The organism is Rhizobium sp. Leaf453 (genome assembly GCF_001425605.1).
Lineage (GTDB): Bacteria > Pseudomonadota > Alphaproteobacteria > Rhizobiales > Rhizobiaceae > Pararhizobium.
Genome location: NZ_LMRG01000004.1, coordinates 147279 through 160527, shown reverse-complemented (window position 1 = coordinate 160527; position 13249 = coordinate 147279). Strand labels below are relative to the sequence as shown.

The 13249-nt window shown below is 59.8% G+C and carries 13 protein-coding genes; 10 read left to right on the top strand and 3 right to left on the bottom strand.

Going from position 1 to position 13249, the window contains the following annotated elements; genetic code table 11:
• Both ASG68_RS07575 and ASG68_RS07570 read right to left on the bottom strand, forming a co-directional pair.
• On the bottom strand, positions 1-846 hold the full coding sequence (locus ASG68_RS07575; RefSeq protein WP_062579562.1) for a Ku protein: 846 nt from the start codon (positions 844-846) through the stop codon (positions 1-3).
• Positions 847-872: 26 nt separating this feature from the next.
• Positions 873-1145 (bottom strand): hypothetical protein, encoded by a 273-nt coding sequence (locus ASG68_RS07570; RefSeq protein ID WP_062579560.1) that lies wholly within the window; start codon positions 1143-1145, stop codon positions 873-875.
• Between the two features lie 318 nt (positions 1146-1463).
• Here ASG68_RS07570 and tolQ point away from each other — a divergent pair, with 318 nt between their 5' ends.
• The 8 genes from tolQ to ftsH all read left to right on the top strand — a co-directional run bounded on the left by tolQ (position 1464) and on the right by ftsH (position 10391).
• Entirely contained in the window at positions 1464-2183 is a 720-nt protein-coding gene (gene tolQ, locus ASG68_RS07565; RefSeq protein ID WP_062579558.1) for a protein TolQ, read from the top strand.
• A gap of 48 nt (positions 2184-2231) precedes the next feature.
• Positions 2232-2693: a protein TolR gene (tolR, locus tag ASG68_RS07560; protein WP_062579556.1), complete on the top strand. Its 462-nt coding sequence runs from the start codon at positions 2232-2234 to the stop codon at positions 2691-2693.
• A gap of 10 nt (positions 2694-2703) precedes the next feature.
• Complete coding sequence (gene tolA, locus ASG68_RS07555) at positions 2704-3777, top strand: cell envelope integrity protein TolA (RefSeq protein ID WP_062579554.1); 1074 nt, start codon at positions 2704-2706, stop codon at positions 3775-3777.
• Positions 3778-3812: 35 nt separating this feature from the next.
• Complete coding sequence (tolB, locus tag ASG68_RS07550) at positions 3813-5117, top strand: Tol-Pal system beta propeller repeat protein TolB (RefSeq protein WP_062579552.1); 1305 nt, start codon at positions 3813-3815, stop codon at positions 5115-5117.
• Positions 5118-5295: 178 nt separating this feature from the next.
• A complete protein-coding gene (pal, locus tag ASG68_RS07545) occupies positions 5296-5823 on the top strand; it encodes a peptidoglycan-associated lipoprotein Pal (RefSeq protein WP_062579550.1) in 528 nt (175 codons plus the stop codon).
• A gap of 182 nt (positions 5824-6005) precedes the next feature.
• Complete coding sequence (ybgF, locus tag ASG68_RS07540; protein WP_062579547.1) at positions 6006-6998, top strand: tol-pal system protein YbgF; 993 nt, start codon at positions 6006-6008, stop codon at positions 6996-6998.
• Positions 6988-8355, top strand: coding sequence for a tRNA lysidine(34) synthetase TilS (gene tilS, locus ASG68_RS07535; RefSeq protein ID WP_062579546.1), 1368 nt, complete (start codon positions 6988-6990; stop codon positions 8353-8355). The genes ybgF and tilS overlap by 11 nt, the downstream gene beginning before the upstream one ends.
• Positions 8356-8450: 95 nt before the next feature.
• The gene (ftsH, locus tag ASG68_RS07530; RefSeq protein WP_062579544.1) at positions 8451-10391 is read left to right on the top strand and encodes an ATP-dependent zinc metalloprotease FtsH; all 1941 of its coding nucleotides are present in this window, start codon (positions 8451-8453) and stop codon (positions 10389-10391) included.
• A gap of 9 nt (positions 10392-10400) precedes the next feature.
• On the opposite strand, the gene ASG68_RS31205 is transcribed toward ftsH, so the two are convergent.
• On the bottom strand, positions 10401-10742 hold the full coding sequence (locus tag ASG68_RS31205; protein ID WP_156373942.1) for a hypothetical protein: 342 nt from the start codon (positions 10740-10742) through the stop codon (positions 10401-10403).
• Between ASG68_RS31205 and glmM the strand changes: the two genes are divergently transcribed.
• Positions 10720-12072 carry a phosphoglucosamine mutase gene (gene glmM, locus ASG68_RS07525; RefSeq protein WP_062579542.1) on the top strand — a complete coding sequence of 451 codons (1353 nt, stop codon included), beginning with the start codon at positions 10720-10722 and terminating at the stop codon, positions 12070-12072. The genes ASG68_RS31205 and glmM overlap by 23 nt on opposite strands.
• A gap of 213 nt (positions 12073-12285) precedes the next feature.
• On the top strand, positions 12286-13047 hold the full coding sequence (locus ASG68_RS07520) for an outer membrane protein (RefSeq protein ID WP_062579540.1): 762 nt from the start codon (positions 12286-12288) through the stop codon (positions 13045-13047).
• Positions 13048-13249 lie beyond the last annotated feature (202 nt).

Here is a 13249-nt window from a genome sequence, read left to right as displayed (position 1 = left end):
TCACGCGGACTTTTTCTTCGCAGGTGCCTTCTTCGGCGCGGACGGTTTGGCGCTGCTGCCTTCCAGGCTCTTCTTGAGGGCCGACATCAGGTCGACGACATTGTCGCCGCGCTTGCCCTTGTCATCCTCTTCCTCATCCACCTCTATCTTGGCCTTCTTGCCCTTCAGCTTCCGCTGGACGAGGTCTTTCAATGCAGTGGAGTAGTTGTCCTTGAAGTTCGCGGCATTGAATTTCGAGGTCTTCTTGTCGATCAGCGCTGTCGCCACATCGAGCAGTTCGTCATCCGATGTCTTTCCCGAAAGCCCGTGAAACATCGGGTCCGCCTTGCGCAGTTCATCGGCGTAATGCAGCGTTTCGAGAAGCAGGCCATCACCGCAGGGCTTGATGGCGGCGATATATTCGCGTCCACGCAGGGTCAGTTGACCGAGCCCTACCTTTCCAGCCTTGCGCAAAGCGTCGCGAACGACCCGATAGGCGTCCTCGGCGAGATCGTCGGAAGGGACGACGTAATAGGGCTTGTCGTAATAGATCGGGGAAATTTCTGAGGCATCAACGAACTGGACGAGTTCCAGCGTCTTCTTCGTCTCGAGCTTCACCGCATCGATTTCTTCCGGCTCGAGCAGGACATATTTGCCGCTCTCATACTCATAACCCTTGACGATTTCGTCGGTGTCGACGGGACCTATGCCCTCAACCACCTTGTCGTAATGCACCGGCTTGCCGGAAGGTTCGTGAATCTGGCGAAAAGAAAACCGAGCGCCGGTCTTGGTAGCGCTGAACACTTCGACGGGAATGGAAACGAGGGAGAGGCGCAACTGACCTTTCCACATTGCACGCGATACCATGTTTCCACCTTTTGATGTTTGGAGTGCTAGTGCGAAATCTTTCCGTTGCTGCCGTCGCGGGCGAGAAGACGTTCGAGGGCCGCGACATCCTCGCTGGTGATGACCGGCACGGGATCGGTCACCATCGCCTGCAGCACTTCCGGTGACATGGCGTCGTTCTCGATTGCCCATTCCAGAGCTTCGCGGGTTTCCCGCTCGGCGCGGAGTTGCGCGTAGAGCGCTAGGATCAGGCGGTCGCGATGGTCGAAATGCGGCCGGGAAGGGCGCTTGGTCGATGGTTTCGGGGTTATATTGCTCATGGCCGCATAACGTGGCGATGGGCTGAATGTTCCGCCGTCACGGTGCCGTAAAGGCAAACGGACGCCGCATTGCAGTGCAGTAAAGTAACACTCCCTTAACCATAATGATGTCTTAATGCCTCTATTAGGGTTTTGTGCAATGCACGTCATCCTTTCACCAAGATTGAACGCAAGAAGGCAGACAGGAAGCTTAAAGACCGGCATGACGTCGGTTCAACGGCAGCTGCCGGGTCAATCTTGCAACAATGACGTTTGAGCTACCTGGCTGTGAGCATGAGACTGCTCTTGCCGGGCGTTTGGATTCGGGGATTTGAGACGATGGAACAGGTTGGATTGGCTGCGGCGACGACGGACGTGACGCTGTGGTCGCTATTCATGGAAGCGGGCTTCGTCGTGAAGCTGGTCATGCTGGGACTGATCGGCGCCTCGATCTGGACCTGGGCGATCGTTGTCGACAAGACGTTGAAATTCGGCAAGGTCCGCCGTCAGCTGGATGCCTTCGAGCAGGTCTTCTGGTCCGGCCAGTCGCTGGAAGAGCTCTACCGGACGCTCTCCGACCGGGCGACTTCCGGCATGGGTGCGATCTTCGTGTCGGCCATGCGCGAATGGAAGAAATCCTTCGAGCGCGGCGCCCGTTCGCCGATCGGCCTGCAGATGCGTATCGACCGCGCCATGGACGTGACGCTCGCCCGTGAAGCCGAAGCACTGGAATCGCGGCTCGGTTCGCTGGCCACCATCGGTTCGGCCGGTCCGTTCGTCGGTCTGTTCGGTACGGTCGTCGGTATCATGACCTCGTTCCAGGCCATCGCCGGCTCGAAATCGACCAACCTCGCGGTCGTTGCTCCCGGTATCGCGGAAGCGCTTCTCGCCACCGCGATCGGCCTTCTCGCCGCTATTCCGGCGGTTATCGCCTACAACAAATTCTCCGCCGATGCCGGCAAGCTGACCTCCCGCATGGAAGGTTTCGCCGACGAGTTTTCGGCCATTCTTTCGCGCCAGATCGATGAGAAGCTGCAGCCTCGCCAGGCTGCACAATAAGCGCTGCGCGACAAGCGCACGGTCTTCGCAGGAACAGGGGTATAGACGATGGGTATGTCAGCAGGTGGAGCCAAGGCCTCGGGTGGCCGGCGTCGCGGTGGCCGTGGCGGTCGCGGCGGCAAGGCCGTGATGAGCGAGATCAACGTCACGCCGTTCGTCGACGTCATGCTCGTTCTCCTGATCATCTTCATGGTCGCCGCACCGATGATGACGGTCGGCGTGCCGATCGACCTGCCAGAAACGCAGGCCAAGGCCCTGAATTCCGAAACACAGCCGATCACCATTTCCGTCAAGAGCGACGGCCAGGTCTTCCTGCAGGAAACCCCGATCCCGGTCGAGGAAGTCGCCGCCAAGCTCGAAGCCATCGCCACCACCGGCTACAGCGAGCGCATCTTCGTGCGCGGCGATGCGACGTCTCCCTATGGCGTGATTGCCGACGTCATGTCGCGCATCCAGGAAGCCGGCTTCAAGAATATCGGTCTCGTAACCCAGCCGAAAAAGGGCCAGTAGAGCGCGTACGATGAAGACCAGTCTCATCACATCGGCTGTTCTGCATGCGCTGGTGCTCACATGGGCGCTGGTGTCGCTCGGCAGCCCGGCTGACTTCCAGGTCGCCGATGTCGAGGCGTTGCCTGTCGACATGGTTCCGATTGAAGAACTGACGCAGTTGGAGCAGGGCGACAAGGAAGCGCCCAAGGCTGAAGTCCCATCCGTCACGCCGACCAAGCGTCCGGATACCGTCGAAAATGCCGAAAATGTCGGCGAGAACAATGTCGATCTGAAGTCGGCTCCAGTGCCGGACGCCAAGCCAAGCAACAACGAAGCGGCGGCAGCTCCCGAAAAGACCGAGAAGGTCGAACCGACGCCGGACCCGGCAAAGGAAGAGACCAAGGAAGTCGTCGAGGAAAAGCCTGCGTCTGAGCCGGCCACCGAAGTTGCCTCGCTTCCCGAGCCGAAACAGGAAGTCAAGCCGGACTCGAAGCCGGAAGAGCAGCCGGCTGAAGAAAAGCCCGCCGAGAACCCGGAAGCGGAGGCCTTGCCGGATAAGGTGCCGACGCCCATGGCCAAGCCGAAGGTTGAGCAGAAGGCGCAGACGGCCAAAACCCCGGATCGCAAGAACGAAGAAAACAAGAAAGAGAAGAAGAAGGCGTCGTCCGCCAACGATTCCGATTTCAACGCGGACGAGATCGCGGCGCTTCTCAACAAGACCGACCCGTCCAATGGCGGTGCGAAGCGCGGCAAGACGGAAAAGGCGTTCGGCGCGTCCAAGACGACCGGTAACACGCTGTCGCAGAACGAAATGGACGCACTGCGCGGGCAGATCCAGAAGAACTGGAGTTCTTTTGCCGGCATCGAGGGGCTGGACGGCATGATCCTGACGGTGAGCTTCGAACTCGATCCGCAGGGCAATATCGTCGGCCAGCCGGAAGTCGAGACCAAGGGTGGCTCCGAAGCAGCGCGACGGACGATGGCCGGCAGCGTACGCCGCGCCATCCTGAAGTCGCTGCCTTTCGAGGGGTTGCCGGCTGACAAATACGATTCATGGAGAGAGATGGTCGTGAATTTCGACCCCAGCTCCATGTCGATCCAATGACAAGCAATGAATGAATGGCTGAAAGGCTTGGATAAATGCTGAAACGCAACATCTTCCGTTTTTTCGTCGCGCTCGCGGCGGTGGTCACGCTGTCGACCTCGCCCGTGTCGGCGCGCGTTGAACTCAACATCAACAAGGGCAATGTCGAGCCCATGCCGATCGCCGTCAGCGATTTCCTGCAGGGCGAGCTTGGCCAGAAGATTTCCGATGTAGTCGCCGCAGATCTGAAGCGGTCCGGCTTGTTCGCGCCGATCGACAAGAACGCCTTCATCGAGAAGATTTCCAACCCGGACGCCGCACCACGCTTCGAGGACTGGAAGGTCATCAATGCGCAGGCGCTGGTGACCGGCCGCGTCACGCAGGAAGGCGATGGCCGCCTGAAGGCTGAATTCCGTCTCTGGGATACGTTCGGCAACTCGCAGATGACCGGCCAGCAGTTCTTCACCCAGCCGGAAAACTGGCGCCGTGTCGCCCACATCATTGCTGACGCGATCTACAAGGAAATCACCGGCGAAGACGGTTATTTCGATACCCGCATCGTCTATGTCGCCGAAAGCGGCCCGAAGACGGCCCGCAAGCGCCAGCTGGCGATCATGGACCAGGACGGCTTCAACGCTCGCGCGGTCACCAATTCCAACGATATCGTCCTGACGCCGCGCTTCTCGCCGAACAAGCAGGAAATCACCTACATGTCCTTCGAGGGCAACGAGCCGCGCGTTTACCTGCTGCAGCTTGAAACTGGACAGCGCGAAGTCGTCGGCAATTTCCCCGGCATGACGTTTTCGCCACGTTTCTCGCCGGATGGCCAGCGGGTTATCATGAGCCTGCAGCAGGACGGCAACGCCAACATCTACACGATGGACCTGCGTTCGCGCACGACGACGCGCCTGACCTCGACGGCCGCCATCGATACCTCGCCGTCCTATTCGCCGGATGGCAGCCAGATCGTATTCGAAAGCGACCGTGGCGGTCGCCAGCAGCTCTATGTCATGAGCGCGGGCGGTGGTGGCCAGAACCGCATTTCCTTCGGCGACGGCTCCTATTCGACCCCGGTCTGGTCGCCGCGTGGAGACCTGATCGCCTTCACCAAACAGTCGGGCGGCAAGTTCTCGATCGGCGTCATGAAGCCGGACGGTTCGGGCGAGCGCATCCTGACGACGGGCTTTCACAATGAAGGTCCGACCTGGGCGCCGAACGGCCGCGTGCTGATGTTCTTCCGCCAGAGTGCCGGAGCCGGCGGTCCGCAGCTCTACTCGATCGACATCACCGGCTACAACGAACAGCAGGTCCAGACCAAGGGTTTCGCATCCGACCCGGCCTGGTCACCGCTTCTGGAATAGCATTGCCACAATGCGGCGGGAAATGTGGCGACGTGCCCCTTTCCTGCCGCAAAGTGCTGATTTAGCAGGCCATAATACGAATTTTGACGTTCTGTTAACCATAGCTGTTGAAAGTGGATTAACCGCTTCCGGTTACAGTTCGGCAACCCTGATTTTACACTTCCAAGGAGACCGGCCCATGAGCCGCATTCACGCCCAGGCCGAAGGCCGCATGCAGACCCTCGCCCGCAACCCGGTCATGGTTGCCCTGTTCATGACGCTCGCCATTGCCGGCTGCGCCAACAAGAAGAACAGCCTGCCGAACGACGCTGCTGGCCTTGGCCTCAACGCCGCTACCCCGGGTTCGGCCCAGGACTTCACGGTCAATGTCGGCGACCGCATCTTCTTCGATACGGACTCCACCTCGATCCGCGCCGATGCACAGGCAACGCTCGATCGTCAGGCCCAGTGGCTGGCCAAGTACCCAAACTATGCGATCACCGTCGAAGGTCACGCCGACGAACGCGGTACCCGCGAATACAACCTGGCTCTCGGCGCACGCCGCGCTGCCGCGACCCGCGATTACCTCGCTTCGCGCGGCATTCCGGCCGGCAAGATCAAGACGATCTCCTACGGCAAGGAAAAGCCGGTCGCCGTCTGCGACGACATTTCCTGCTGGTCGCAGAACCGCCGCGCCGTCACGGTGCTCGGTGGCGCCGGCATGTAATTGCCGGACAGTCGAAAAAGCTTCGAGAGCGGGCGGTCTTCGGGCCGCCCTTTCTTTTTTGTCACACTTTAACCGAACTCCGTTGCTTTTTGGGGCCAATTGGAAAACTGTGCGGCAATCGTCCAAGGCCTGATTTGCATCGGCTGGCGGCGAGAGTGGAATAATCAAACAGGACTCATGACATGAAACATTTTGTCGTGGCGGGAATGATCGGCCTCACTGCCTTCGTAGGCTTCGGGCAGATGGCGACCGCCATGCCGCTTTCCGCGTTGTTGAACCGCGTCATCCATGGCGAGAGCCAATCGCCGCAGAAGACGCCGCTGCTGAAAGTCCAGTCGAGCGAGGTTGGACGCATCGGGCAGCTCGAGGAACAGATCCGCCAGCTCAATGGGCGTATCGAGGAAATGAGCTTCCAGCTTCTGCAGATGCAGGAGCAGATCCGCAAATTCCAGGAAGACAACGAATTCCGCTTCCAGGATCTGGAAGGTGGCAAGTCGGGCTCCACCAAGAAGAGCCAGATTGAAACACCCAGCACAAACGACACTGCATCCGCGACCCCACCGGCCACGGATGACCAGGCAGCAGCCGATCCCAACGCAGGTTTGGGGTCGGATACCACTGCCGGCGCCAACAATGGTACGCCACCCTCGACACTCGGCCAGATTATCTTCGACGACGCGGGCAATCCGGTCGGCGCCAATCAGGATACGTCCAGCCTCGAGCAGACGCTTCCGGGCGTGGATACGGGCATCAACCAGACGCCCGAGACGCAGCAGCAGTCCGCTTCCCTCGACAATCCCGGCGATCTCTATCAGTCCGCCTACGGCCATGTGCTGACGGGAGACTACAGCACCGCCGAAAACGAATTCCGCAGCTACCTCGAAGCATTCCCGAAGGGCGAAAAGGCCGCGGATGCCAGCTTCTGGATGGGCGAGGCGCAATATTCGCAGGGCAAGTTCAACGATTCCGCCAAGACCTTCCTCGATGCGCACCAGGCGTACAGCAAGTCGCCCAAGGCGCCGGAAATGCTCCTGAAGCTCGGCATGTCGCTCGCCGCCCTAGACAACAAGGACACCGCCTGCGCCACGCTGCGCGAGGTCAACAAGCGCTATCCGAAGGCATCTTCTGCCGTGAAGGCAAAGGTCACCAGCGAACAGAGCCGCCTTGCCTGCTGACCGTGCAGCGCCGCAGTCTGCTGCCGCGCCGCACCGCGCCGTCGAGACGGCAAGACATTTTCTTTCTTCTTTCAAGACGCCTGGCCTGATCCTTGTCGCGATCTCCGGGGGCAGCGATTCCAAGGGGTTGCTGCTGGCGCTCAGCGAGGCGATTTCTGGTGACGGATTTTCTGCATTTTCGCTGGCAGCCTGTACCATCGACCATGCGCTCAGACCTGAATCCGGTGACGAGGCCCGTGCCGTTGCTGCTTTCTGCGCAGCGCGCGGCATTACCCATGTGACCCGGCGATGGAGCAGTGAAAAGCCGGTGACCGGCATTCAGGCTGCGGCACGGCTGGCCCGGTACGGCCTCCTGGCCGACGTGGCGCAGGAATTTGGCGCGCAGTGTATCGTGACCGGTCATACGCTGGATGATCAGGCGGAAACGGTTGCCATGCGGCAGAGCCGATCGGAACCGGATGCGATCGGGCTGGCGGGTATGGCTGATGGCGTTCTGTTCGACCGGCGAATCTGGATCATGCGGCCGTTCCTCGGCCTGCGCCGCGGCGACATCCGTGAATACCTTATGTCCCGGCAGGAAGATTGGTTCGACGACCCCAGCAATTTCAACCGGGGTTTCGAGCGTGTCCGCGTCCGGCAAGCCATTGGCGAGAATATGGCTTCAGATCGCGATCAGTTCATCGCCGCCGCCACGGCGCGCCGCCGGTCGAGTGAGCGCGTCGCCGAGCTTCTCGCGTTGCACGTCACCGGCTTCGGCGCGCTCGCCATGCGGATCGATCCGGCGCTGGCCGAAAACATCGCCGATCCGATTTGTCAGCGGGCGATCCTGTCGCTGGCCGCCGTCATCGGCGGGCGATCCTATCCCTCGGGTCGGGAGACGGTCGCTCGGCTTGCCGCCCTTCTCGCCAAAGGGCAGGATGGTCGCATGACTGCTGGCCGTGTCGTCTTCGACCGCCGCCGGTCGGGCCTTTACCTTTATCGCGAGGGAAGGGGGCTGCCGGAGTTGGCGGTGCCGCCGCTGAGCACGGCCATCTGGGACAATCGATTTCTCGTCGCCAATTCCGGTGCGGAACCACTTGTTATGAGAGCCGGCGCGGATGCCGCACGGCTCTCTGCGGGACCGATTGCCGCAGGCCTGCCTGAAGCGATCGTCAAGCGCGCGGCCATATCTACCCCAAACTTTTTCGACGATCTGCCGCCAGAGGTATCCGTCGAGGCCCTAATCGGTCTTTATGACACCTTTTTGCCGCGTTTCGACCTGATTATGGCGGATGCGTTAGCCGTGCTTTTGGGCCGTGACCGTTTTATTCCACCTCCGGTTCACGATGTTTTGACGGAAAAGAAGGGTTGGACTTGAGTTTGCCTTGGCAAGCCAGTCCCGCAACCCTATGTTAGGCGCAAGAATGCAGCCACAAATCATTGCGGGTTGCGACAGAGGTTCCGGGGAGTTCGATGAACCCTAATTTTAGAAATTTCGCCCTTTGGGCGATCATAGCCCTGCTGTTGATCGCGCTGTTCAGCATGTTCCAGCAGCCGACCGAGCGCACCGGGTCGAAGGATATTCCCTTCTCCCAGTTCCTGAAGGACGTTGACGGGAGCCGGGTCAAGGAAGTGCTGATCACCGGGAACAAGGTGATCGGTTCGTATACCGAAAGCGGCGCGACCTTCCAGACCTATGCGCCGGCGATCGATACGGCGCTGACCGAGCGCATGGAAGCCAAGAACGTGACCGTCACGGTTCGCCCCGAGACCGATGGTTCGTCTGGTTTCCTGAGCTATGTCGGCACACTTCTGCCCATGCTGCTGATCCTCGGTGTCTGGCTGTTCTTCATGCGGCAGATGCAGGGCGGTTCGCGCGGTGCGATGGGTTTCGGCAAGTCCAAGGCGAAGCTTCTGACCGAAGCGCATGGCCGCGTCACGTTTGACGATGTCGCTGGCGTCGATGAAGCCAAGCAGGACCTTGAGGAAATCGTCGAGTTCCTGCGCGATCCGCAAAAGTTCCAGCGTCTCGGCGGCCGTATTCCGCGTGGTGTGCTGCTCGTCGGTCCTCCCGGCACCGGTAAGACGCTGCTGGCGCGCTCCGTCGCCGGCGAAGCCAATGTGCCGTTCTTCACGATTTCCGGTTCTGACTTTGTTGAAATGTTCGTCGGTGTCGGTGCAAGCCGTGTCCGTGACATGTTCGAGCAGGCCAAGAAGAATGCGCCTTGCATCATCTTCATCGACGAAATCGACGCCGTCGGCCGCCATCGTGGCGCCGGTCTCGGCGGTGGCAATGATGAGCGCGAACAGACGCTCAACCAGTTGCTCGTCGAAATGGACGGCTTCGAGGCCAATGAAGGCATTATCCTGATCGCCGCGACCAACCGTCCCGACGTTCTCGATCCGGCGCTTCTGCGTCCGGGCCGTTTCGACCGCCAGGTCGTCGTGCCGAACCCGGATATCAATGGCCGCGAGCGTATCCTCAAGGTGCATATCCGCAACGTGCCGCTGGCGCCGAATGTCGATCTCAAGGTTCTGGCCCGCGGCACACCCGGTTTCTCGGGCGCCGATCTGATGAACCTCGTCAACGAAGCCGCCTTGATGGCTGCGCGCCGCAACAAGCGTGTCGTCACCATGCTGGAATTCGAAGACGCCAAGGACAAGATCATGATGGGCGCGGAACGCCGCTCCTCCGCCATGACCGAGGCCGAAAAGAAGCTGACCGCCTATCACGAAGCAGGCCATGCTATTACGGCGCTCAAGGTTCCGGTCGCAGATCCCCTGCACAAGGCGACGATCATTCCGCGCGGACGTGCGCTCGGCATGGTCATGCAGTTGCCGGAAGGCGACCGCTATTCCATGAGCTACAAGTGGATGGTCTCGCGCCTCGTCATCATGATGGGTGGCCGTGTCGCGGAAGAGATCACCTTCGGCAAGGAAAACATCACCTCCGGCGCTTCGTCTGACATCGAGCAGGCGACCAAGCTTGCGCGCGCCATGGTCACGCAGTGGGGCTTTTCCGACGTGCTCGGTCATGTCGCTTATGGCGAGAACCAGCAGGAAGTCTTCCTCGGTCATTCGGTTTCGCAGTCCAAGAACGTTTCGGAATCGACAGCGCAGAAGATCGACAGCGAAGTGCGCCGCCTGATTGACGAAGCCTATGTGGAAGCGACCCGGATTATCACCGAGATGCACAGCGAGTTCGTCGCTATCGCCGAAGGCTTGCTCGAATACGAGACGCTGACCGGCGACGAGATCAAGTCTCTCATCCGTGGCGAAAAGCCGGCGCGTGACCTCGGTGACGATTCGACGCCGCATCGTGGTTCGGCCGTTCCCTCGACAGGCACCAAGAAGGACGGCTCCGTCGGCAAGGGCGATGAAGCGGAAGGCGGGTACGAGCCGCAGCCGCAATAAGGCTTTCGGCTACAGGCTTGTGTGTGACAATAAACCATCATAGAACCGCCGCGCCGTGAGGTGCGGCGGTTTTTCTTTGCCATTCATAGTACAAATGTCTTCGTTGCCGGTTCCTGCTTGGTAACGTGCTGTAATGAATTCTGATGATAAAACGGGATGCTGTCGCGCCGGTTTTATGGCAAGAGAAGAACCATCGCAGTTTTCCACGCGATCGCGGCCTGATGCAGACGCATCGGCATGCGATCCGGAAATGCCGGTATTGCGGGAAGACGTTCCTGCGGAGCGCGAACGTCTCGCGGCGGCGCCTTTGACCAGAACTGGAGTTTTTATGAAGCGCAAATATTTCGGCACGGATGGCATCCGCGGACAGTCGAACCTTTTCCCGATGACCCCGGACCTTGCCATGCGCGTCGGCATCGCTGTCGGTACGATCTTTCGCAACGGTGCCCATCGTCACCGGGTGGTGATCGGCAAGGATACGCGCCTCTCCGGTTACATGCTGGAAAATGCCTTGGTCGCAGGCTTCACTGCCGCCGGCCTCGATGTGTTTCTGCTCGGACCGATCCCGACGCCCGGCGTCGCCATGCTGACACGCTCGCTGCGCGCCGATGTCGGCGTGATGATCTCCGCCTCGCACAATCCGTTCGAAGACAATGGCATCAAGTTGTTCGGACCGGACGGCTACAAGCTTTCCGACGAGATCGAAAGCCAGATCGAGGATCTGCTCGACAAGGACATGGCAGCGCAACTGGCGAAGTCCCACGAGATCGGCCGCGCCAAGCGCGTCGAGGGCGATATCTATCGCTACGTCGAACATGCCAAGCGCACGCTGCCGCGCGACGTGACACTGCAGGGTCTGCGGATCGCCATCGACTGCGCTAATGGCGCTGCCTACAAGGTCGCCCCGCTCGCACTTTGGGAGTTGGGCGCCGAAGTCGTCACCATCGGCAACGAACCGAACGGGATGAATATCAACCTCGAATGCGGCTCCACCCATCCGGACACGTTGGCTCGCAAGGTCCACGAGGTGCGCGCCGATATCGGCATCGCGCTCGATGGCGACGCCGATCGCGTCCTCATCGTCGATGAGACCGGTACGGTCGTCGACGGTGACCAGTTGATGGCGGTGATCGCCGATGGTTGGGCGGCCGATGGCATGCTGCGAGGCGGCGGTGTCGTCGCCACCGTCATGTCCAATCTGGGCCTCGAACGCTATCTCAAGGGCCGTGGGCTGGATCTGCACCGGACCAAGGTTGGTGACCGCTATGTCGTCGAGCAGATGCGCAAGGGCGATTTCAACGTCGGTGGGGAACAGTCCGGTCATATCGTTCTGTCGGACTTCGGTACGACAGGCGACGGTCTCGTCGCCGCGCTGCAGATTCTTGCCTGCGTCAAGCGGCAGGGCAAGACGGTCAGCGAGGTCTGCCACCGCTTCGACCCCGTGCCGCAAATCCTGAAGAATGTGCGCATCTCAACCGGCTCGCCGCTCGAGGACATCACGGTTCGCCAAGCCATCGCCGATGCGGAAGCAGAACTGGCCAAGAACGGCCGATTGCTGATCCGTCCCTCGGGCACCGAGCCGTTGATCCGCGTCATGGCGGAAGGCGATGATCGTACCCAGGTGGAGCGGATCGTCGATGAGCTGATCGGCGTTATCGGCGGCGTTCGCAACGTCGCCTGACGAATCAGAAAATCACAAGATTTCCAGTTTCGAAACGCACCGGCTTTAGTTTGCCGGTGCGTTACTGCTGGCGGTTGCAAAATGTCGCGTAAAACGCACAAAACATAGTAAATTTCTATACTTAATGCTATATTAACCGCCGTCTGCAAGGATTATCCCAGTTTCAATTTCGCCCGATATAACTTTCTGTCGGTGAGACTGCGGAGAAACCCGATGAACAAGTATTTAATAGCTATTGCGGCAGGATTGCTCGCCACCTCCGCCTCGGCTGCGGACCTCGTGTACGAAGAACCACCCGTCGTCGTGCCGATGGGCGGATGGTATCTTCGTGGTGATCTGGGCATGAGCAACCAGCGCCTCGGTAGCCTGGAACACCCGCTGTTCAATGACGTCGAAATTCACGACATGACGGATGACGGTGGCTTCGGCAGCGCGCCGACTGCGGCAATCGGTGTGGGTTATCAGTTTAATGACTGGCTGCGTGCCGACGGTTTTGTCCAGTATCGTGGCAACGCCGAATTTACCGGCGCGGACCGCTATGGGCACACCGAGAATGGTGACGTCGTCTGGGACGGCACCAACGATTACAGCGGCGAAAAGTCGGAATGGCTTTTGATGGCCAATGCTTACGTCGATATCGGTGAATGGTACGGCATCACCCCCTATGTGGGTGCCGGTATCGGTGCTTCGCGCAACACCATTTCTCACTTCCGCGACGTCAACGTTCCGACAGGTGGTTTTGCCTACGCGGACAGCGGCCACAACTGGGATTTTGCCTGGGCTCTGCATGCCGGTCTCGCCTACAAGGCGACTGATCGCCTAACGGTCGATTTCGGCTACAGCTACCTCGACCTCGGCGATGGCGAGACGGGTGGTATCAATGCCTATGACGACACGGTCAGCACCTCGTCTATGAAATTCAAGGACATCACATCCCACGATTTCAAGATGGGTCTGCGTTATTCTCTGCAATAGTCGTGCAGACAAAACGACATGAGGGGCTGCCGGTTCGGCGGCCCTTTTTTCGTTTTTCAAACTATTCTGTCGTTAACTTTTTCTGAAAAAACATGCTTAACCGCTGCTTAACTTGTCCCTGCAATTGTTAACGCCTGCAGACGGCGCGCCGCGATTCGCTCGCCGTCAATAAAGGTGGACGAGGGTACAATGATAAACTGGC